Annotated in this window: 15 protein-coding genes and 3 pseudogenes; 4 read left to right on the top strand and 14 right to left on the bottom strand. The window is 70.4% G+C overall.

Annotation, left to right across the window (positions count from 1 at the left end):
* Positions 1-498 precede the first annotated feature (498 nt).
* A complete protein-coding gene (locus ACFYPH_RS18475; RefSeq protein WP_354859675.1) occupies positions 499-1,239 on the top strand; it encodes an MIP family channel protein in 741 nt (246 codons plus the stop codon).
* Here ACFYPH_RS18475 and ACFYPH_RS18470 read toward each other — a convergent pair.
* The 12 genes and pseudogenes from ACFYPH_RS18470 to ACFYPH_RS18415 all read right to left on the bottom strand — a co-directional run.
* The gene (locus tag ACFYPH_RS18470) at positions 1,229-1,615 is read right to left on the bottom strand and encodes a hypothetical protein (RefSeq protein ID WP_355066035.1); all 387 of its coding nucleotides are present in this window, start codon (positions 1,613-1,615) and stop codon (positions 1,229-1,231) included. The two genes, ACFYPH_RS18475 and ACFYPH_RS18470, sit on opposite strands and share 11 nt — an antisense overlap.
* Positions 1,616-1,744: 129 nt before the next feature.
* Entirely contained in the window at positions 1,745-2,230 is a 486-nt protein-coding gene (locus ACFYPH_RS18465) for a transposase family protein (RefSeq protein ID WP_387183155.1), read from the bottom strand.
* A 424-nt stretch (positions 2,231-2,654) separates the two neighbouring features.
* A complete protein-coding gene (locus ACFYPH_RS18460) occupies positions 2,655-3,056 on the bottom strand; it encodes a hypothetical protein (RefSeq protein WP_387183160.1) in 402 nt (133 codons plus the stop codon).
* Positions 2,987-3,169 (bottom strand): annotated as a pseudogene (locus ACFYPH_RS18455) (IS5/IS1182 family transposase); the annotation flags it as partial. The pseudogene ACFYPH_RS18455 and the gene ACFYPH_RS18460, both read right to left, overlap by 70 nt.
* Positions 3,139-3,417 (bottom strand): annotated as a pseudogene (locus tag ACFYPH_RS18450) (hypothetical protein); the annotation flags it as partial. The pseudogenes ACFYPH_RS18450 and ACFYPH_RS18455, both read right to left, overlap by 31 nt.
* Positions 3,418-3,799: 382 nt before the next feature.
* The gene (locus ACFYPH_RS18445; RefSeq protein WP_387183112.1) at positions 3,800-6,691 is read right to left on the bottom strand and encodes a glycoside hydrolase N-terminal domain-containing protein; all 2,892 of its coding nucleotides are present in this window, start codon (positions 6,689-6,691) and stop codon (positions 3,800-3,802) included.
* A gap of 54 nt (positions 6,692-6,745) precedes the next feature.
* Entirely contained in the window at positions 6,746-9,445 is a 2,700-nt protein-coding gene (locus tag ACFYPH_RS18440; protein ID WP_354859668.1) for an RICIN domain-containing protein, read from the bottom strand.
* A gap of 333 nt (positions 9,446-9,778) precedes the next feature.
* Positions 9,779-10,804: a hypothetical protein gene (locus ACFYPH_RS18435; protein WP_354859665.1), complete on the bottom strand. Its 1,026-nt coding sequence runs from the start codon at positions 10,802-10,804 to the stop codon at positions 9,779-9,781.
* Positions 10,805-10,814: 10 nt separating this feature from the next.
* Positions 10,815-11,072 carry a hypothetical protein gene (locus ACFYPH_RS18430; RefSeq protein ID WP_387183108.1) on the bottom strand — a complete coding sequence of 86 codons (258 nt, stop codon included), beginning with the start codon at positions 11,070-11,072 and terminating at the stop codon, positions 10,815-10,817.
* Between the two features lie 49 nt (positions 11,073-11,121).
* Complete coding sequence (locus tag ACFYPH_RS18425) at positions 11,122-11,535, bottom strand: tripartite tricarboxylate transporter permease (protein ID WP_354859660.1); 414 nt, start codon at positions 11,533-11,535, stop codon at positions 11,122-11,124.
* Complete coding sequence (locus tag ACFYPH_RS18420; RefSeq protein ID WP_355065855.1) at positions 11,511-11,771, bottom strand: hypothetical protein; 261 nt, start codon at positions 11,769-11,771, stop codon at positions 11,511-11,513. Before ACFYPH_RS18420 ends, ACFYPH_RS18425 begins: the two co-directional genes overlap by 25 nt.
* Before the next feature lie 119 nt (positions 11,772-11,890).
* A pseudogene (locus ACFYPH_RS18415) lies at positions 11,891-12,169 on the bottom strand (RNA ligase RtcB family protein); the annotation flags it as partial.
* 199 nt (positions 12,170-12,368) lie between these two features.
* Here ACFYPH_RS18415 and ACFYPH_RS18410 point away from each other — a divergent pair.
* Entirely contained in the window at positions 12,369-12,962 is a 594-nt protein-coding gene (locus tag ACFYPH_RS18410; protein WP_387183104.1) for a hypothetical protein, read from the top strand.
* A 129-nt stretch (positions 12,963-13,091) separates the two neighbouring features.
* On the opposite strand, the gene ACFYPH_RS18405 is transcribed toward ACFYPH_RS18410, so the two are convergent.
* On the bottom strand, positions 13,092-13,856 hold the full coding sequence (locus ACFYPH_RS18405) for a hypothetical protein (protein ID WP_355065858.1): 765 nt from the start codon (positions 13,854-13,856) through the stop codon (positions 13,092-13,094).
* Positions 13,857-14,688: 832 nt separating this feature from the next.
* Between ACFYPH_RS18405 and ACFYPH_RS18400 the strand changes: the two genes are divergently transcribed.
* Positions 14,689-16,344 (top strand): hypothetical protein, encoded by a 1,656-nt coding sequence (locus tag ACFYPH_RS18400; RefSeq protein WP_355065860.1) that lies wholly within the window; start codon positions 14,689-14,691, stop codon positions 16,342-16,344.
* Here ACFYPH_RS18400 and ACFYPH_RS18395 read toward each other — a convergent pair.
* Complete coding sequence (locus ACFYPH_RS18395) at positions 16,269-18,383, bottom strand: hypothetical protein (RefSeq protein ID WP_355065862.1); 2,115 nt, start codon at positions 18,381-18,383, stop codon at positions 16,269-16,271. The genes ACFYPH_RS18400 and ACFYPH_RS18395 overlap by 76 nt on opposite strands.
* Positions 18,384-18,523: 140 nt before the next feature.
* Between ACFYPH_RS18395 and ACFYPH_RS18390 the strand changes: the two genes are divergently transcribed.
* Positions 18,524-20,014, top strand: a complete 1,491-nt coding sequence (locus ACFYPH_RS18390) for a S8 family serine peptidase (RefSeq protein ID WP_354863121.1) — start codon at positions 18,524-18,526, stop codon at positions 20,012-20,014.
* Positions 20,015-20,019 lie beyond the last annotated feature (5 nt).

Genomic DNA, 20,019 nt, shown 5'->3' with positions numbered 1-20,019 from the left:
TCTACCGGAACGCCTTCGGCGGCCCTTCTTAAAACACAAGGTAACCAACCCCTCCGGCAAACCGGGGGAACCTCAGTCGCGGTGGTTTCGCCGCCTAAGCAGCCCGGCGTACGGGTCGCAGCAGGGTGAGAGCGCGGAGGGCGTCGGCTCGGGAGATGGGCTGGTCGTCGTCGGAACCACAAGGTCGGTGACCGGGTGGTGGGGTTGGCAGGTCCGTGAGTTTTGGCGGCTTAGCGTTCGATTGCCTGGGACAATGTCTGTATGCAGGTTTCGAGCGTGCGGACCGCAATCAGCGAGGCAAGCCCACCGTGACGGATGAGCTGCGCGGCCTCAGGGCCACGATCTCGGCCGCCGATGACCAGGGACCACCAGCTATCTGCTGGCGAAGATCAGCGACGTGACCATCGGCTTGTGGATCAGTGAATGTGAGCAGCAAACCAGCATCGCCACTTTGGTCCGATCCAGCTTCGGCCAAGGGACGGCCTGAGGAGGAAGAGCATGCCACCACGAGGAGAGGTCACCCCCACACGCCCCCAGGCAGTGGCGGGAGCCGCCGTCGCCGAGGTGGTGGGGACATTCATGCTCACCTTCTCCGGTACCGCCACCCTGCTTGCCACCCACAAGCTTCACCCCCTCGCGGGGATGAACGAGGTGGCCATCAGCCTGGCCTTCGCCCTGGGCACTGTGGCGGCCATCTACGTGTTCGCCACGGTCTCGGGCGCTCACATCAACCCGGCCGTCACCGTGGCCCTCGCCACGGTGAGGGAGTTTCCCTGGCGGATGGTACCGGTCTATATCGTCGCTCAGTTGATCGGCGGGACCTTGGCCGGGCTGATGAACTGGTTCATGTTCGGGAGTCGGCTCCGGACGGCCCTGGTCCTTGGAGCCACCAAGCCCGGCCCGGGCGTCGGGTGGGGCACGGCACTGTTCACCGAGATCGTGATCACTGCCGTGCTGTTGGTGGTCGTCATGGCCACCGCGGTTTATCATCGCTCTCCCGGAGGGGCGCTGCCCGCCGGGCTGGCCATCGCGTTCTGGATCGGGGCAGCGATCTTCCTGGCCCTTCCGGTCTCGGGAGGTTCGTTGAACCCGGCCCGGACCCTGGGCCCCGACATCGCCGCGGCCTCCTTCCCCTACTGGTGGGTGTACCTGGTCGGCCCGGTAGTGGGCGCGGTGGCCGGAGCAGTCTTGTGGAAGTTCGTCCTATCCAAGGGGCAGCTCGAACAGGTCACTCACTAACGACCTCGTGCACAGTTGGTGGCGCGATGATGAGCGCGTCTCGGCGAACGTAAGGTGCGGCGGGTAGTGCCCTACGCCGCCGGGTGGTGTTCTCGCTGCGGCCGGTGTGTTGGTGGTCGGACAGGAGGCCGGCGATCGCGCGGATGGTGGTGTCGAAGGACTCCCGCCGGCCGTGGTAGCGGCTGAGGATTCGCCAGTTCTTGAGGTGTCCGATGGCGTGCTCGACCCGGATGCGCTGGGAGGAGTGCCGTTTGCGGGCCGCGTCGTGGGCGGCGATGACACTCGGTGGCAGGGAGGTTTGACGTTTGCGTGGCTTGGGTCTGGGGGTGATGACCGCGCCGTTGGTGTCGGTGGGCGAGGCCCTGGTAGCCGGCATCGGCGAGGATCTGTGCGTCCAGTGGCGCGTTCAGGAGAAGGTCGACCAGTCCGGCGGTGCGGGCCTGGGTGATGTCGTGCATCGACCCGGGGGCGTGTCTCGCCGCAGAACAGCAACCGCCCGAGCGGATCACAGATCACCAGGGCTTTTATGGTGTTCAGCCGGGCCTTGCCGGACACGAACCGGTCCCGGCCCGCTCGGCCCGCGACCGGACGGCGCACCCGCACTTCGGTGGCGTCCATCAACGCCTGCGGGTGGTGTCCGAGGTGGGCCACCACGTCGGAGAGGGTCCGGAGCCGGACACCGTCGCGTACCCGGCAGCCGCGCTCGGCCAGCAGGGGGGCTGATCTCGGCGATGCTGCGGCTGATCGTCGAGCGATGCACCCCGAACCAGGCCGCGATCACGTCGTGGGTGAGCCCGTGACGGAGATGGACCAGCGTGGCCAGCAGCCGATCCACGAACCCGAACCGGTGCCTGGCACCTGCTCCGATCCGGCGACGGCGTATCCGCGAGGCGAGCCGGTCACGGTGCTGAGCCCGCCACCGCGGCCTCAACTCGCTGACCAGGCCCTCAATCACTGAGCGGGACAGGCCCGTCAAACGCCGGTTGGTCATGATCGCAGCGCCCACCATAACGCGAACAACGATCATCGATGCTCAAGGATTCGCTACCGTGCACGAGGTCGTTAGGCCGATGGACTCGTCGTAGTAGGTGGTGACCGCAGGCCCGCTGACCCTCAGGTCGCCGTCTCGGTCGAGCCGGAGTTTCGCCCAGCCGCCAGCTTGCGTCGAGGCGTGCGAGCCTAGGGTAAGGCCGAGGGTGCCACCCACTGCCGTTTCCACCTGGTTGCGTGTCATGCCGAATTTCAGCGGGCCGACGCTCAAAGGGGATGTACGACCATGAGAGCCGCTGCTCCTCGGTGAGCACGCCCCACACGTCCGGTGTCAGAGGGCGGTTCGGAGTGTTAGGTCCGTTTCTCGGCGAGGGTGAATACTCCGGGTTCGTCTTCGGTGAGGATCTGGCGGTTGAGCATGCGTTTTAGCTTCGCGCGGGTGCCTTCGACGTGTTTCGGTGAGGGCTCGACGCCGAGGGCGAGGCAGATGCCTTTGGCGCGCATGCCGGTGGGTGCGGTGCCGAGGACATGCAGGATCTGCTGGTAGGGGGGGCGCTGGCGATCGTCGGATCGTAGGCGGTGAACTCGGTGGTGGCGAGGGTGCGCAGGGTGGTGCGGGTGGTGGCCAGGTCGGCCAGTTCGCTGTCGAGGCGGGCGAGTTCGCCGGTGAGGGTGGTGATCTGCTCGCGGAGTTGGTCGGTGTGCTGGCGTGCGGTGGTTTCGCGGTCGGCGATCAGGTCGAGGACGGTGGGAAGGTTCACCGGTGCCGCCAGGAGGGTGTGCTGGTTCCGGTCAGCCGGCGCACGATGTTCGCCGTTGACGCCCACAGGGTGCGTGACACCGAGGATTCTGGTCGGCTCTCGTACTCGCGCACGGGGCGGCGGTGCAGCATCAGGGTGCCGTTGACTTGACCTTGACGTAAGTCTCGTCGACGAACCACCGGTCACCGGGCGAGTGGCGAGCGAACCGGGCCACGTCTGCCAGCAACGGGGTGAACCGTTGCACCCACCGGAAGACGGTGACGTGGTCAACCTCGACACCGCGCTCAGCCAGGAGTTCCTCCACGTCCCGGTAGGAGAGGTTGTAGCGCAGGTACCAGCGGACCGCGACGACGATCACCTCCGCGGGGATCCGGAACCCGGTGAACGCCGACTTCGGCGGCGACCAACGGCGACGACGGCTCGACAGCTGCACCCGTCAAGCGTGCCTGGGTCCCCGGACACGGGCAACGCAACAGGCCCGCTCACCGACACCGGACAGGGGCGAGGGCTTCCGGTCGTGCCGCCGGGGCCGGCGCCACTGCCGACGTTGCCTCCACCTGCGGGTCAGGCGCCCGATGGCGTGTTGTTCGACCTGGCGCGTCCCGATGCCGTCGGGCGGGTTACCGACCGCCCGACCGCTGCTGCGCGCCCTGGGCTGGACTTCCGGCCTCGCCCTGCACGTCGACGTCGTGCACGCCGCCGTGCTCATCACCCCGACGCCAGACGGCGCGCACGTCGTGGGCGCCGGCCGGAAGTCTGGCGACCCATCGCCCCGGAGCCGCTGCGACCAGTGCCTCTGACCTCCCGCCTCAGGCATCAACGATCTGCCATTCCTGGCTGATCTCGCCGCTGACCGTTTGCTGGACCGCCATGGCGCCGTCCGCGGTGGAGCCGCCCTCGACCCCGACACACCAGCCATTGCTCACGTTGACGAACCGGTAGTACCCGCTGGTTGTCGCCGGGATGAGATTCCACCACTGGTTACGTCCGCCGTTGTCGGCCCATTGAACGAGTGCCGCGCCCTGGCCCGAGCCACCTGGACTGTCCAGGACTTTCCCGCTCCTGACACCGGACAGCCGGAATGAGCCATCGCTGTTGGGCAGCAGCCGCCACTGCTGGTTGGCCGCGCCAGTCCACGGCCACTGGATGACAGCTGCCCCGTCCGTGGTGGAGCCGCCGTTGACGTCCAACACCTTTGCGCTGCGCCGGTTGACCAGTCGAACGACGCCGCCGCCGGCGGCGGCTGGCAGACCTACGACAACCTGTATCTGTTGTCCGGCCGTCAACGAGATCACCCGGGCATGCGGGCCGAGCGGCGAGGGGGTGACCGTTGCGGAAGTGGTGATGGATGCCATCCCGCGCCGGCTGATGAGGGTAATCGCCTGGGTGATCGTTGAGGTGAGTGCCACGGTTACTGAGCGACCAGGCAGATCCCAGGAGAGGCTGTGAATGCGGACCTGGTTGCGTCCGCGGACCCCGGTGATGGTGCCCCTGGCGAGCTGGCCGGGCACGGCGGGCAGCAGCTCGATGACGCCGGGCCTAGTGTACACGAGCGCTTCGCTGAGCACGGCCGGCAGCGTGTTGGCCGCATCGGCGTTGTAGGTCTCCAGATTCGGGTTGTGTGCTGTCATCAGCGACCGGAAGACCATGTTGTTGCCGATGATCTTCCGGAGGTTGTTGTAGACGCCGGCGGCGTCCTTCAGCCGAGCGGAGGCAAGGGCTCGATGCAGGCTGCCGTGCGCTGAGGTGTTCTCGTCACCGCGCAGCGCCAGGGCCCTGAGCGCGGCGGTGACCAGCCCGGGCGCGTCCTCGGGATTGATCTCGTGCAGGGGCCACGCGCCGTACAGGTGATGGACGTGCCGATGGTTGTAGCGATCCGTGAGTCCCGGCCAGGACCATTCGGCGAGGGCGCCGCTGCCGTTGACCGTGTAGGGCGGGATCCTCGCCAGCAGGGCCGTCCAGCGTGCGACACCTTGACCGGCACCCTGCTCGACACCGAGCGCGTTGGCAGCCTCGACAGCCGCCCGCAGGGCGTGTCTGCCGGCCTGGATGTCGCCGGTGGCGTTGATCGCCAGCAGGACGTTCGTGCTGGCCGGCGAGTTCTCCATCGAGAACGACGGCACGAACACCACCCGGCCGGCCGAATCGGTGCGGGTGAGGAAGTCCTCGTAGAACAGTGCTAGCTCCATCAGCGCCGGTCCCAGCTTTTCAGCCAGAAACGTCCGGTCCCCGGTGACCTGGTAATACTCCAGTAGCGGATAGAGCAGCCAGTCCGCGCCACCGGTCCAGCACTGGCCCGGGAAGCCGGGGTCGAAGTGCAGCATGTACCCGTACTCGCCGTCGGTTCGCGATGGGGCCAGGAAGCCGCGGGCGCCGTACAGGTTGCGAGCGTTCGTGCGCCAGTGAGCGAGTTGACCGAGGATCAGGTTGAAGTAGCCCTGCATGACATCGGTGAGGTCGAGAATGTTGCCGCCGGCGACCTGCAGGTTGATGTTGGCATCGGTGGTGAAATCGTCGGCCCAGGCGCCGTTCCAGGTGCCGGCCCAGATTCCGGTCAACCGCGGCGGCAGCACGCCGCTGGAGCTGATGAACAGGTAACGGCCGCTGTCGTAGAGGCGCTCCAGCAGGGCCACATCGATGGTGTTGCGATTGGCGTTCTGCCGGGCGATCAGCTCGGTGGTCGACAGCTGCCGGTCGGCGGCGGAGACGTTCAAGTCCAGGCGGGAGCGGTCGTACATCGCCGCGTGCAGGGTGACGTGCCGGGTCCGCAGCTCGGCATAGTCGGCGCGCACCGCGGCCAGCGCCGCGTGCAACGGCTTGCTGTCCCAGGCCGTGGGTGACTCGTAACGGTCGAGTTTGGTCAGCAGGAGGAGCCTGGTTGCCGCGGTGACGACGATTGTCGACCCGTTCGCGGCTACCGTGCCACCGCTGGCGACGATCCGGGTGACGCCCTCGAAACCGAACGCGCCCTGCCCGGACGGGTAGGTGCCGCGCAGGTTCAGGTAGCCGGAGCCGTCAATGACGCTGGCCAGGGTGGTGAAACGGACCGAGCCGGGGACGCCCGCGAGGGAAGTGTTGGCGCCCAGCGTCGCGTCGATCGATCGGCCGGATGCCGGGGTCAGTTCGTGTACGACGACGTTGTCGGCTCGGGAGGCGAAGGCGCAGCGGGTCCAGGTGCCGTTGCTGTCGGCCCAGGTGGAGGTGACCTCCCCGGTCCGGAAGTCGGTGATGCGGGCGTATCCGTTGGCCGTGGTCATGCCTGGCGTGCTGATCTGCAACTCGAAGCCGGGGTGGTAGGTCTGGGTCCAGCGCAGGCTCCAGCCAGCCGCGAAGTCCGTGTTGGCTCCGCCGTAGTTCCCGGCCAGCGCCTTGTCCCGCACGCCGGCCAGCCGCCCTGAGATTACTGGCGGGGTCACACCCCGGCTGCCGTTGGGCAGCACGAAGCGGTGGTAATTGAAGATTACCTTCTCGAGGGTCGGCGTTCCGTACAGGACGGCGCCGTACTCGCCGTTCCCGACGAGGAACCCGTCCGTCCAGTTTGTCGCTGCGGTCGCGTCGTAGATCCCGCGCTCGGGCAGCGTGACCTGAGGCGCAGCGGCGGCGGCCCGTCCGGTGCCCACGGCCGGGATCAGGGCCGCGGAGCCGGCGGTCAGCGCGGCGGTGGCGAGGAGGCGCCTACGGCTCACGGGTAGGTCTGTCATCAGAAGTTCCTCTCGACACCGAGGCTGGAGGGTTGTGCGTCATGTCGGCGCTGGTCAGGCGGGCACGAACTGCCACTGTTGGTTGGTCCCGCTGTTGGCGGTCCACTGCACGACCTGCGCGCCGTCACTTGTCGCTGCGGCGTAGACGTCGGCCACCAGTCCGCTGGCCTGGCTGACGATGGTGTAGTAGCCGTCACCAATGGGTCGCAGGTACCACGACTGGTTGGTGCCGCCATTGGCTGACCACTGCTGCAGTTGCAGGCCCGCCGTGGTGCTGCCGCCGTTGACGTCCAGCACCTTTCCGGAGGCGGTGTAGCGCAGGGTGTAGGCGTCCTGCGTGGTGCTGATCGTCCAGGTGGGGGTACCGCTCTGCTGGACCGCCTTGGCGCCGTCGGCGGTGGAGTTGCCGGCGATGGCGAGGGGCTTGCCGCTGTTGCGGTTGACGATGCGGTAGGTGCCGGGAGTGGGCCCGGTTCCGCCGCCTCCGCCGAGGTTCAGGTATTCGGCCGAGTCGGTGAAGAGGGTGCTGCCGGACTTGGCGGTCGACAGCTGCAGGTACACGCGGCTACCGGTGGCGGGGGTGGTGAAGGACACCGGCTGGGTCACCCGCGAGCCGAGTGGGATGGTCAGGCTGCTGTTGCCGGACGCGACGAGGGTGCCGGTCGGGCTGTCGAGTCGGGCGGTCCAGGCGAAGTCCACCGAGGTGTTGGTGAGGTCGTCGTTGAAGACGGTGATGTTGCGGGTCACCGTGGCGTTTCGGGTGTAGCTGGGTACCGCCTGCGGCAGCGGGAAGGTGCCGTTCGAGTCCGAGGCGCCGGAGGCGGACCAGTAGGGGAGGTCGACCGCGGCCACCGGGTTGAACGCCGCCTGCACGCGCTGGATCTGTGCGTTGCTCCACGGGTCGGTCAGATTGTCCGCGCCGTAGACCGGGCGAGTGCCCTCCTCCGTGGTGAAGTCGGTGGTTCGCACGCCCGGCACCACGCTGGCCCAGGCAGACAGCAGCGTGTAGGGGCGCAGGTCGCTGGCGTCCTTGCCGCGCTTGGCAGCAGTTGCGGTGGCGAACCACGTGAAGCCCTGCCTGGTGCTGCAGGCGGGCCAGATGTACTCGCCTTCGCCGTCCGGACGCCCGGAATTGCGATTCAGGGCCTCGCCGTACCGGCCGACACCGTCCAGGTAGTGCGCGAAGATGGCGAAGTTGGAGTAGTTCATGGCCGGGTACCGGCTGGCCGAGTCCGCGCCCGGAGCGGCGTCGATGCTGATCGGCCGGGTGCCGTCGTTGCCGTTCATCGCCGCGTACAGGTCCTGTTGGAACTGCTGCGAGTCGTTGTTGTTGAAGCTGGGCTCGTTGATCTGGCTCCAGCGGATGATCGCCGGATGGTTGCGGTCGCGCAGGGTCAGCGCACGAGCGTGGGCCACCATGTTGTTGCGTCCGGACACGAAGTCCTGGGCACCGCTGCGGATGGCGGTCTCGTCGATGACCATCAGGCCCATCTCGTCGGCCACGTCGAGCATGTACGGGCTGGCCGGTTCCATGTGCATGCGTACCACGTTGTAGTTGAGACGCTGGTAGTTGTTCACCGCCTCGGGCCAGCCGCCGTTGCCAGACGACGGCGGCAGGAAGCCGGGCAGGGTGTCGTACGCGTCGCCCTTCCCGCCGTAGTTGACCCGGTCGTAGTCGGCGCCCTGCAGGCTGTCGCCTCGGAAGTTCACCCGCACGCCGTTGAGGTAGTAGTACTCGCCGTTCTGCGTGCTCTCCCGGAACCCGAAGCGGTACGTGGCGTCACTGGTGCGGCCGTCGTCAACGGTGGCGTGGATCGCCAGGCGGTGCAGTTGGGGCCGGTATCCGGACCGGTACGGCACATTGGGCCACCAGTACGAGGTGGTGCCGAGGTCCCACGCCACGGGGCCCACCGTGACCTTCGCCGTCGAACGGGCCGCCACCGTCACGGTCCGCTGCGGCAGCTGCGGGTAGCTGAAAGAGCCCGCGCCGTCGGACGCGAGCGACCCGCTGAGGGTGACCGTTCTGGTCGCGGCCGAGGAGTTGGTTACCGACACGTCGTAGCTGAGGGTGCGGTTCGCCACCGAGGTACGGACGAACGCGTCGCTGACATACACCGCCGGGTACACCCGCAGGGACGCGGACCGGTAGATGCCCTGCGGTATCGCCTCGGACCAGTCGGCCGCCACCGGGACCAGGTACTTGCCGTCGGACGACTTCAACGCACCGCGGCCCTTCACCTGCACGCTGATCGTATGGGTGGTGCCCGGTGCGGCGTAGCTACTGATGTCGAAGTTCGACGGGGTGAACGCCGTCGTCTGGGTGGCGACCACGCGGCCGTCGACGGAGAGTGTCGCCTGGTGGTTGACGGCGCCGAACTCGATCCAGGTCGACTGCGGCTGCCCCGAGTCCGGCACGGTGATGCTGCGCGAGTACACCGCCTCGTTCACGTCGGTGAAGCCCTGTTTGTACCAGCCGCCACCGGGCACCGTGATCGAGGTCGTTCCCCGACCCGAGGGCGTGAAGCTCCACGTTCCGCTCAGATCGACCGAGGCGATCGCGGCGTTACCGGCCGCCACGCCGTCAGGTCCGGCGGCCGCGACGCTCTGCGTCGTGACGGGCGCGGCCAGGGCCAACCCGGAGGTCGCCAGGGTCAGGCCGCCCAGCGTCAGGGTCAGGCCGAGCGCCACGGTCGCGGCCAACCCTCTGGCCCACGCCGACAATCGGCCACCCCAGCGGACGTTCGTACGATGCACGGTAACCTCCTGCGACTCGCCCGACAGCCGTATGACTCCGAGCCATGGCGTATGTGCCGGCCGTGGTCGAATCGATTCGACGATGCGCCGACGTCGTCGACCGCCCGGGAGGGTAAACACAGTCGACACGTAGATGTGATTAACCGGCAACACGGGTACTTGAGTCAAGGATTTGGACTCATCTATCTTATGCCGAAGTCTGAAACTCCATCAATCCCGACTAAAGCCGCAGCAAAGGTAGGACGAAAGACCCGTCGGTGCCACCGTCGACGCACCGGCCTCCGACTGAGGCGCCTGCGGGATGATTACGTCCGGCGCCATGGTCAGCGGACGTCATCGGCCGGGCGACGGAGCCTGCCGGCAGAGCCGGCGGTACTCGGCGGTCACCACGGCGAGCAGGAAGAGGTCCACCGCGAGCGCGGAGAGCGCCCCGAACTGGTTGACGGTGAAACTGAAGATCTGCCCGAACAGCAGGTCCACCAGGAGCGCGAGCTTGAACAGCCGGAAGGCCCGCACCCGGTCGCGGGGCAGCAGCGACGCCCCACGGATGCTGAGCACCACGGTGATCAGCGCCGAGGCCGAGATCCCCAGCACCGCGCGCCATTCCCGCTGGTGGTCGAGCTGGCCGGTGACCGCGTCCAGAAAGACGTTCCCCACGACCACGAACGGCTCGCCGACCAGATAGAGCACCACCAGCGCCACCACCCACCGCTGGGTGGTCAGCCAGACCACGGCCCGGCGGCCCCACCTGAGCCACGGCTGCCAGAACCGGGAGCCGGCTGGCTCGCGTCGAGGCACCGCGTCGAGCAGCCGGGCCACTCCCTCCTCGACGTCCGGACCGCACCCACGGACCAGCCGGGCGACCGCCGCGCGACGATCATCGGTGAGGCCGGTGCGGAGCCCACCAACCACCCCGTACAGGGCGTTCGCCGTACGCTCGGGGCCGGAGAGCCGGGCCCGCCCCCGGAGGGCCTGAGTGATCACCACCAGCAGGGCGAAGGCGCCGTAGATGATGCCGGCGGCCGGGGCGTAGAAGTAGTCGGTTCCGGCGGTGACGAACTTGCCCACCTCGTCGATGAACAGCCCGAACCCGATCCCGCCCAGAACCGCGCCGAGGATCCGCGCCGCGCTACCGAGGAAGACCAGCGCGACCCCCAGGCCGGCGGTCATCAGGACACCACCCCAGAGCACGTGCGCGATGTGCAGCCCACCTTCGCCGAGTTGCGGATAGCCGGCCGCCTGGAGGAACGCGCGGGTGACCAGCACCGTGACCGCGCCGGAGAGGACGAACGCCTGCAGGTACGACGGCGCCTCCAGCACCCGGAGCGGCCTCGACCAGCGGGACGGACGGGCGGGCATGGTCCCGACGCTAGCGGTGCTGTCCGTCACCCCGGGCCGGTTCCGCCGGGAAGGCCGCCGGCCTCGGCACCCCTGCCTCGGCACCCCTGCCTCTGCCTGCCCCCTGACGAACTTGCCGGAAGGTGACCGAGTACCGCAGCTCCGGCACCGGCGGGATGCTGTGCTGCCAGTTGGAGCGGGCGGCCCCGCACAGCACGTACGCCGACCGTGGCGCCAGCTCCACCTCGTACACCCGGCGTTTCTCGGCCGTGCCGCGTTGAAAGCGCATCAGACAGGCGGAGCCCAGCGACAGGCCGACCACGGTCGGCCCCGGCCGCTCATCTCGGCATCAGCCTTCCCCGAACTCCGCTCACGACGAAGCGGCGGAGTACCGGCCAGAGCACTACCACCAGAATTGTGGCGTAGATGGTCCAGGAGACCCAGCCGCCGATCAGGCCGTGCAGCTCGCCACCGGAGAGCTGCAACGCCCGCCGGCCCTGCAACTCGGCACGTGGACCGAGGATCACCCCGACGATCAGCGGCAGGATCGGCAGCCCGAAACGGCGCATCCCGAACCCGAGTAGGCCGAGGGTGAGCAGCAGGAACAGGTCGAACGGCTGGGCGTTGACCGCGTACGCGCCCATCGAGGCGAAGAAGAGAATGCCGGCGTAGAGGTACGGTCGCGGGATCCGCAGCAGCCGCGCCCACGCGGGCGCGAGCGGCAGGTTCAACACCAGCAGCAGGTTGCCCACGAAGAGGCTGCGCTGGAGGCGAGCCGGTGATCGACGTACTGGTGGTCGACGACGACTTCATGGTGGCCCGAATCCACCGTGGCTTCGTCGAGCGGATCGACGGCGGCGCGCGCCTGCTCCAGTTCGCCGGCCTCCAGCAGGGCCAGGTCGAGCAGGTCGTGGCTGCAGTCGAACCAGGACAGCACGGCCAGCGACTCGCGGTCCTCCCGGTTTTTGATCAATTCTCGCTGCATCATGGTCAGTCCACACAACCATCCATGATCGACGGCGGCTGCCCTCAGTCCCGCATCGCATCCAATCGCAGCTCAGCCAAGGTCAACAACCCCGGCTGGAGTACTAACCGCAGCACGTCTCGGTGTGTCTTTACAGCTTCGACCAGGTCGTGACACTGGTTGACGGTCGGCTCGGTGGGCTCGGCAGACAGTGCGTGGGCGACCCGGGCGGTCATCAGCCGCCGGTTGAGCGATCCCCAGCGTACGGCGGCGCCGTGCATCGCCAGATAGGCGACGGGATCGGGAGTGGGGCCCACGCTCTGGACCTCGGTGTGCGCCCGCAGGATCCGCTCGCCCAGTCCGCGACCACTGTGGACGACGAGGAGGAGGTCGTCGGCGGCGGCGGCGGCGAACCGGAGCCTACGGTGCGCGGCAAGCGAGTTTCGGCCGCACGGTCGCCGCGAGCCGCACCGGTTCGCCGGACAACGAGGGGCGCCTGGTCGATACACTGGCGCCCGTCGATCGGGCCAGACCGGAGGATCCATGGGGAAGTTACCACGAGGGGAAACGTCCGTCCCACCAGTGCCGGCACCTGGAGGGCGACAGGGGCACCGGGCAGGGGTGTTGCCGGCCGTCATCACTGGTGTTTTCACCATCGTGGCCGCCGTCATCGCCGGTGTGTTCGCCCTCGTCACCCCTCCGGATAATGCCTCGGCACCCAAGGTGGACGCCGCTAGCCCGTCGGCAGGTTTGCCGGCCGGTCCCAGAGCGGGAACCGTCAGCGGAAGCTCCGCTCCCTCCGATCCGGGTGGGGCACCTTCCTCCTCGACGGACAAGGTTCGCTGGGCGCATCCGGTGCGGATGACCTTTGTCGACCTCGACTCGGTCCCGGCCCAGGTGCTGAGCGGCAACGACAAGGCGAGCGTCTGGGTCAACTACGGCACCTCGGAAAACGTGCTCTACGGCCTCAACGGCGGCTTCTTCACCACGAAGCCCAGCATCGCCGCCTGGCAGGAAGCGCCGCGGCCCACCCGCCAGCAGTGCGCCGACCTCATCTCCACGCAGGGGAACGAAACGCTCCCGATCGCCGACGACAGCCGCTTCTGCGTCAGGACGGCGGCGGATCGACTCGCCTACCTCGCCGTCAAGAAGTTCGACGGGGCGAGCGGCACGTATCTGGCCGACGTGACGGTCTGGGAGACCCCCGAGAGGTAGCCATAGCGCCGGGATACGACCCAGAGGGTAATGCGTCTCGTCGGCCACGAGCGTGCGCTGAGGGGCCTACCAGGTCTGCTCGCCCACGGCGGCCGGAACGTCGGGCCGCCGGGTACCCGGTAGGTGCGCTCAGGGGAGCAGAATCGGGTCGCCGAGGCCGATGCCGGGCAGACCGCCGCCGTTATTGCCGCCAGCGACGTCGACGCCCGCCTGTAACGGGCTTTTTAGTTTTCCCGGGGCGTACAACTGGATCCGCAATCGCGAGATGCCGGCCACGCTGATGTTGATCGATGCGGGGTTCCCGGGCGTGATGGTATACGTCTTGGGCGGGTGCCGGTCCAGCGTGATGTCGATTCGGTACTTGCCGGTGCTGGTGTCCAGGACGGCCGCCGTGGTTCTGAATCGGCTGAATTTCTTACCCAGAGTCACCTCGCGTACTTGCGGAGAAGATCCGTCGCAGTAGAGCGAGCATTGATAGATGAGTGCGTGGCCGTACGTCGTGCCGTTGATTTCCACCGTGCCGGGCTCGTCGAGGTCGATGCTGCTGTTGGTGTCTTCGTCGACGGCGGGCAAGTCGAGCAGGGAGGTAGCCATCACCGGAGGTGGTTCCGTGGTCGCCGGCGTAGATGGCGTCGCCTGCGTCGATGTCGCGCTGGCAGGTGGGGTGGTCGATCCCCGTGGGATCGCCCGACCCGCGTCCTGGGGGGGAGTGCCGGCATCCGGTTGGGACCGAAGCTGCGCTACCGCCTGGATACCGCCGAAGACAACGAGAGCCACGATCAACGCGGCCACGTAGCGTCTCATGCGATGGGCTTTGTCCACCACGGCGTCGGCGATGACGCCGGCTATCGCGCCGCCAGCGAACGCCGCAATGGCCGCCACGAATGTCAACATAACTCCAGTGTGCATTGCCACCAGCCGGGTGCAGTGGTCGACCCGGACGACGGCCTGGGGTCTGTGGTCGACCCTGTTCGACGCCTACAGTCGTGTCATGCGAAGGAGGGTGACACTCGCACGGCCGGCCGCGTCCACATCCACGTCGACGCTGCCGCAGTGGGCACCGCCGTGTTCGCCGGATCACCGCGGTGGGCCCGGACGCCGCAAGCGGTCGAAGTAGGACCCAGGGCCCCGGCAAAGTCGCGGCGTGTCCGGCTTGATGGGGTTGGCATGACAGCTCGGATGATCCTCGATCTTCCTCTACGCCTTGTTGATCGTCCGAAGCGAACCTGCCCGCCCTGTCATCATCGCTGATCTCGTCTGTGTCCAGCGCGCCGGATGTCACCGTGCCCGAAACCGCTGCTGGACTGCCCCGGCGGGAGTGAAAGTCAGCCTCATGGAGCCCAGACACAAGATGAGTCGATCGCAGAGGCTGGGGCGCGGGGCGTACGCGTCCAACCACCGACTCAGGCCGCGCAACCACTCCCGGCCTGGCCAGAGCGCCACATCCGGCCGCTTGGGCAGCAGCGCCTTGTCGAGGTCCGCCTCGTCGCGCCGGAAAGACCTGTCCTTACCTGGTCCTGGGACGTGCCGGGCTCCGGGGAGAAGACGGTCGAGGATCGTGGGCCAGACGGTGAACAGTCGCTGGCTCGGGTTGATACCTGCTTCTCTACCTCCCCGTGACGGCGGCCCGCCGGCCCGGGCGCGATCACCGTTGAACCGCCGGCGGCCAGGTCCGTAGTGAGCCGGGACGGCAGGATGAGGTGTCGGTGGAGAGGGAGGGCGACGGGTGCGGATGCGGTGGGCCGTTCAGGCGGTGCTGGTGCTGGTCGGGATCTGGCTGGTGCCGACCGGTCCGGCGCATGCCGCGCCGACGGAGACCGGTCGGTACTACGTGGTCGGCCCGCCGGTCGACGGGCAACGGGAATACCTTTATGCCATAGCGTTGCGTACGCTCGGCAACGGCAACCGGTACCGGGAGATCGTTGACCTCAACACCGGTCGGGCCCAGCCGGATGGTGAGACGTTCACCGACGGCCTGGTGCTCAACCCGGGCTGGGTGCTCGTCCTGCCCCCGGACGCCAAGGGCCAGGGGGTACGCATCGGCCCGCTGCCCCGGCCCCGGGCCCGCCCCACCCCGCCGGTGACCAGGACGCCGCCCGCCCAGCGGTCCGCCTCGGCGCCCACCACGGCCGCGCCGCCCCGTATCACGGCCGCGCCGAGCAGTGTGCCGCCGTCCGCGCCCGCCCGGCCTCCGGCCACCACGGAGGTCGCCGCGCCCCGGCGGCAGGAACCCACGACCCCGGCCGGCCTCGACCCGCTGGTGATCCGGGTCGGCGCGGGCGTCCTGTCGGTGCTGCTCGCGGTGGCGGCGATCGTGCTGCTGCGACCGGGCCGCTCCGGTCGTGGCCTGCCGGTGGCCGGCGACGACGGGCCGTGGCCGCCTGAGCGGCACCACACGCCCGCTCCCGCCGACGCCGCGAGGGCGCCGCTTGCCGCGCCGGCCACGGACATGCCCGCGACACCGGACGGGCTTCCCGCGAACGCGCCGTCCTCGACGGACGGAGCAGCCACCTCATTCCTTCAGGACGACACGACGGCGTCCGGCCCGGCGAACGAGGCGCCGCAGCCGTCCCCGGTGGAGGCGTCGTCCGTGGCCACGCGAACCCGGCCGGCCTCCGTAGCCGAGTCGCCTGGGCCCTCCGCCGCGACCGGACGATCGGTGGGCGGACGGGTCGTCCAGGCCTCCGACAACGAGCGGCGCGCCACGCCGGCGGAGGCGGACGTGGCGCGTCCGGCCGGCACGCCGGCCCGGATGGAGGCCTCGACGGATGTGCCGCGCCCGCCGCTGCCGGCCGGGGACGAGGCGCCGTACCTCACCGCCGACCTGGACACCGACGTCGGCCCGGCCCGGGTCCGGCTGGTCGGCGTGGCGGCCGGGCGCGGCGCGCCGCCGTACGCCTGGTTGGGTCCGGGGGAGGTGGCGCCGCCGGCGGTGCTGCCGCTGGTGCTGGGACGCAGTGGGCCGTGGCGGCTGCACGTGGATCTCGCCCGGGTGCCGGACGTGTTCACGCTCGTCGGTCCGGTGGCGGTCTGCGGCCGCGCGGCCGCAGCCCTGGCCGGAGGGCTCTCCGCCGCCGGAATCGGCGTGGCGGTCGTGGGGGAGACGCTCGGCGGCGGGATGGCAGCCGGCTGCCGCCGGCTGCCCGGCCTGCCCGAGCCGCCGGGGCCGGGCGAGGAGCTGCCGGAGCCGTCCGTGGTGTTCGTCGAGGGCCCGTCGCCGGCCGGGGCGCGTGGTCTCGCCGCCGCCACCGGGGGGCGGTGCGTGCCGGTGGTGGTCGGTCCGGTCCCGGCCGGCCGCTGGTCGCTTCAGCTCGACGTGGACGACAACGGGGACGGGGACGGGGACGGGGACGGGGACGGGGAGGCGGGCGGTGGGGACTGAACGCCCCGCAGCACCACCGGCAGCGGTCCACCCGCCAGCCCGGACACCGCCTCCCAGACCCCGTCCCGGGCCCGGTGGACCCGGTCCACCTGGACCCGGTCGTAGGAGCGGCTGGTGAGGATCAGGTCGACCCCCGCCTGCCGCAGCCGCTCCGCGCGACCGCGGGCCAGCGGCAGGGCGGCGAGGGCGTCGGCGGTGGCCTCGACGTCGACCGTCCGGCCGCGCGGCACCCGCACCTCCACGAGCAGCCGCCCGGCCCGCGCCGCCGGCCGCCGCCGGGACAGCGGCAACCAGCCCGGCGCCAGGCCGCGGGACCGCGCCGGCAACAGCGCGTACGCCCGCCGGGTGCCGTGCGCCGGCCACCGGCTGACGTCGTGCGGCAGCCCACCGCTCGACGCGCTCGCCGGCGCAGACCGAATCCGCAGCGACCCGCAGTCCAGCCCGTCGACGGGTTGGAGCCCGCCGTCGTCGGTGGCCCGGAATCCGTCCCGCACGCGCGCCCGCTCCAGCCGGCCGGCCGGCAGCAGATAAGTGTCCGGGGCACCGAGCAGATACTGCAGGCGCGCCGGGACGTGGGAGCGCAGCACCTGCACCGGGATCGCGCCGCCCGGGGAGATCCGGACGCGCAGGAGGTCCGACCGGTGCGGCGCGGACCGCGGGTCGAGGTGGGCGACCAGGAACAGCTCCGCGCTGGGTACGCCGTCGGTCGCCGCCCGTTCCAGGTCGCCGGTGACCGGCACGAACGCCTCGAACGCGGTGACGTTGACCTGCTGGCCGGGGCGCAGCCACGGTGGCCCGTACCGGCCCGCGCGGCGGGTCTCGGCGGCCAGCGTCGGGCGGGCCGAGGGCGCCGGCCGGGCGGCCTCGTGTCGTTCCGGCGGGGTGCCGGCCCGCGTGGCCCTGGACGGAGCGGTGTCGTCCGACGCGGTGTCCACCGGCCGGTCGCCGTCCGGAGCGTCGGCCACCACGATGCGCTGTCGCAACGAGCGGGGCACCAGCAGGCCGTCGGGGGTCGCGTCGACGGCCGGCGGGCTGTCTGCGTAGCGCGGTCGGTGGGCCTGCCACTGCGTCACGCCACCCGCCGCGTCGAGCGCGCGCAGGTCGTGGTGGTCGCCGACGAGTTCCGCCCGGCCGCCCGGCGGTGGGGTCCAGACCGTGGCGCCGGTGGTTTCGGCCAGCTCGGCGGCCTGGGTGACGAGCTTCGCCTGCTCGTCCGGCTCGGACGGCCAGGTGAGCCACAGCCGCAGGTCGGCGCCGTAGAGCGGCAGGTCGCCGAGGAGCGCGGCTAGGTGCCCGGCGTCGCGTACCTGCTGGGTGCCGCTGTAGTCGCCGATCAGGAAGCCGCCGGAGCGGGCCGTGACCGAGACCGTGACCAGCTCGGACATGGTGGCGCCGAGCCGGTGGGCGGTGGCTCGGCGGGCCACGAAGTCCGCCCGGGTGGCCAACGCCACACCGGTAGCCAACGGCAGGTTGACCACCCCGGTCCGGGGCCGGACCAGACCGTCCTTCATGGCGAACCAGCCGGGCAGCGGGGTTGCCAGGTCGGGTGGTTGCAGCACCAGCCAGTCCATCGGTTGGCGGGTGACCCGGTCCAGGGGCAGCGCGTGCAGCGGGCCGTCGTCGGCGTCGGGGGCGCGCCCGGCCAGCACCTGCCGGATGTCCGCGCCGTCGGGGCTGACCAGCACGTCGTGCCCCAGCAGGCCGGCCACCTCGGTGAACAGTTCGGCGTGGCGGGCGCCGTCGTCAGCGAGGATCCGCACGTCGTCCGCGACGTCCCCGGTGCGCCGCACCAGGTCCGCCACGGCGGGCGCGTCCAGCGGGCGGTCCGGTTCGCCCGGCAACGCCGGCCGCCCCCGGGGACCGCAGACCAGCCAGAGATCCAGCAGGCCGGGCACCCGCCGGTGCCGGCGCGGGTCGAAGCGGCGGGTGCTCGGCACCCGGTCGATCCCCCGGCCGTCCATGGCCTGCGCCAGCTCTGTCACCACCGTCCCCGCCTTCGTTCCACCGACGCCCCACCGGCGGCCGGAGCTGCCCGACATCGAGGGCCGGTACCCTCGGCGTTCTCCATGACGGGCGCCATGGAAATCTGGTTCAGATTGATTTGAACGAAGTCGCCGCTGATCCGCAATAGACGGTGACGGCTGATCGGTCTGGGCCGCGGTGACGGAAGGGGAACCCGGTGCTGGCGAAGCACTCCATCCTTGCTCGACTGCTCGTGGTGGTGATGGTCGGCTGCGCGATCCTGGCCGCGCCACGGCCCTCGGCCGCCGGGTCCGCGCCGGACACCGAGCCGTACGTGAAGTACTACCTGGTCACGGCGCGCTACCAGGGCCAGCCGGAGAATCTCACCGAGATCGCCCGGCGCTTCCTCGGCAGCGGCGAGCGGTCCGCCGAGATCTACCAGCTCAACACCGGTCGGGTCCAGCCGGACGGGGGCCGGCTGACCGACCCGGCCGCCCTGAAGGCCGGGTGGTACCTGGTGCTGCCGTGGGACGCCGCCGGCCAGGGCGTCGAGTACGGACAGCTGCCGGCCCCCCGCAAGCCGTCCGCCGGCCCCACCCCGGCGCGTTCGCCGAGCGTACGGCCGGACGGCAGCCCGTCGCCGAGCCCCAGTCACACGGCCTCGCGCTCTCCCGGTGGCGGCGGCCCGGCCGCGCGGTGCACCGCCACGACCGCGTCGAGCGGCCGGTCGGAGTGGGCGCAACTGCGGATGGCGGCCGACAGCGCGTGGACCCTGACCCGTGGCAACGGGGTCAAGGTCGCCGTCGTCGACAGCGGGGTCGACGCCGGGCTCCAGCAGCTCAGCGGCCGGGTCGCGGTGGGCGCGGACGTCACCGTCGGCAACGGGCGCGGTGACGAGGACTGCCTGGGTTCCGGTACGGCGATGGCCGGCATCATCGCCGCCGACGACAGCGTCGAGGGCAGCCCGGTGGGCCTCGCGCCGGACGCGACCATCGTGCCGGTGCGGATGGTCCGCTCCTCGGGCGACGCCCGGCCGGCCGACGCGGCGACGGCCATCGAGGTGGCGGTCAGCACGGGTGCCTCGGTGGTCGCGCTCGGCTCCCGGGTCGACCTGGCCGATCCGGCGGTCGCGGCGTCGCTGGCCACCGCGCTGGAGCACGACGTAGTGGTGGTGGCGGGTGCGCCGGTCAAACCCACCACGCTTCCGTCGCCGCGCGGCGGATCCGGCGGCGGGGCGTTGGTGCTCACCGGCGGCGTCGGCGCGGGCGGCCAGCTCGCCGAGAAGTATCTCGACGGCTCGGTCGAGGTGGTCGCCCCCGGCATCGAGGTGGCGACGCTCGGCGTGGGCGGCGGCAAGGTCGTCGGCAACACCGGCACCGAGTTCGCGGTGGCGTTCGTGGCCGGCGAGGCCGCGCTGATCCGGGCCGCCCAGCCCGATCTCACCGCCGCGCAGGTGAAGGAGCGCATCCGCGGCACCGCCGACCCGGTCGGCGGGCAGGTGGCCGAGGGTGATTCCCGGTACGGCTCCGGCATGATCAACCCCGCTGCCTCGGTGGCGCCCTCCGTGGGCGGTCGGGACCCGGCCGCCGCCCAGGCGAACCGCGGTGGCGGGGGCACGCTGTTCGCCGTACTCCTGGGTCTCGCCCTGGCGTTCGGCGCGGGCGGCTTCCTGGTGTTCCGGATGCGCCGCCGCCGGTACGCCGGCTGACCCGC

Origin of the sequence: Micromonospora sp. NPDC005252 (assembly GCF_042872475.1) — a bacterium.
Classification (GTDB): Bacteria; Actinomycetota; Actinomycetes; order Mycobacteriales; family Micromonosporaceae; genus Micromonospora.
The sequence above is the reverse complement of the archived record's forward strand: the minus strand, read 5'-3'. Positions and strand labels throughout refer to the sequence as shown.

Coding starts and splice junctions, on each gene's coding strand:
- ACFYPH_RS18475 (WP_354859675.1), top strand. CDS start 499: ATGCCACCACGAGGAGAGGTCACCCCCACACGCCCCCAGGCAGTGGCG.
- ACFYPH_RS18470 (WP_355066035.1), bottom strand. CDS start 1,615: ATGCCGGCTACCAGGGCCTCGCCCACCGACACCAACGGCGCGGTCATC.
- ACFYPH_RS18465 (WP_387183155.1), bottom strand. CDS start 2,230: ATGACCAACCGGCGTTTGACGGGCCTGTCCCGCTCAGTGATTGAGGGC.
- ACFYPH_RS18445 (WP_387183112.1), bottom strand. CDS start 6,691: ATGACAGACCTACCCGTGAGCCGTAGGCGCCTCCTCGCCACCGCCGCG.
- ACFYPH_RS18435 (WP_354859665.1), bottom strand. CDS start 10,804: ATGCCCGCCCGTCCGTCCCGCTGGTCGAGGCCGCTCCGGGTGCTGGAG.
- ACFYPH_RS18430 (WP_387183108.1), bottom strand. CDS start 11,072: ATGCGCTTTCAACGCGGCACGGCCGAGAAACGCCGGGTGTACGAGGTG.
- ACFYPH_RS18420 (WP_355065855.1), bottom strand. CDS start 11,771: ATGATGCAGCGAGAATTGATCAAAAACCGGGAGGACCGCGAGTCGCTG.
- ACFYPH_RS18405 (WP_355065858.1), bottom strand. CDS start 13,856: ATGTTGACATTCGTGGCGGCCATTGCGGCGTTCGCTGGCGGCGCGATA.
- ACFYPH_RS18395 (WP_355065862.1), bottom strand. CDS start 18,383: ATGTCGGGCAGCTCCGGCCGCCGGTGGGGCGTCGGTGGAACGAAGGCG.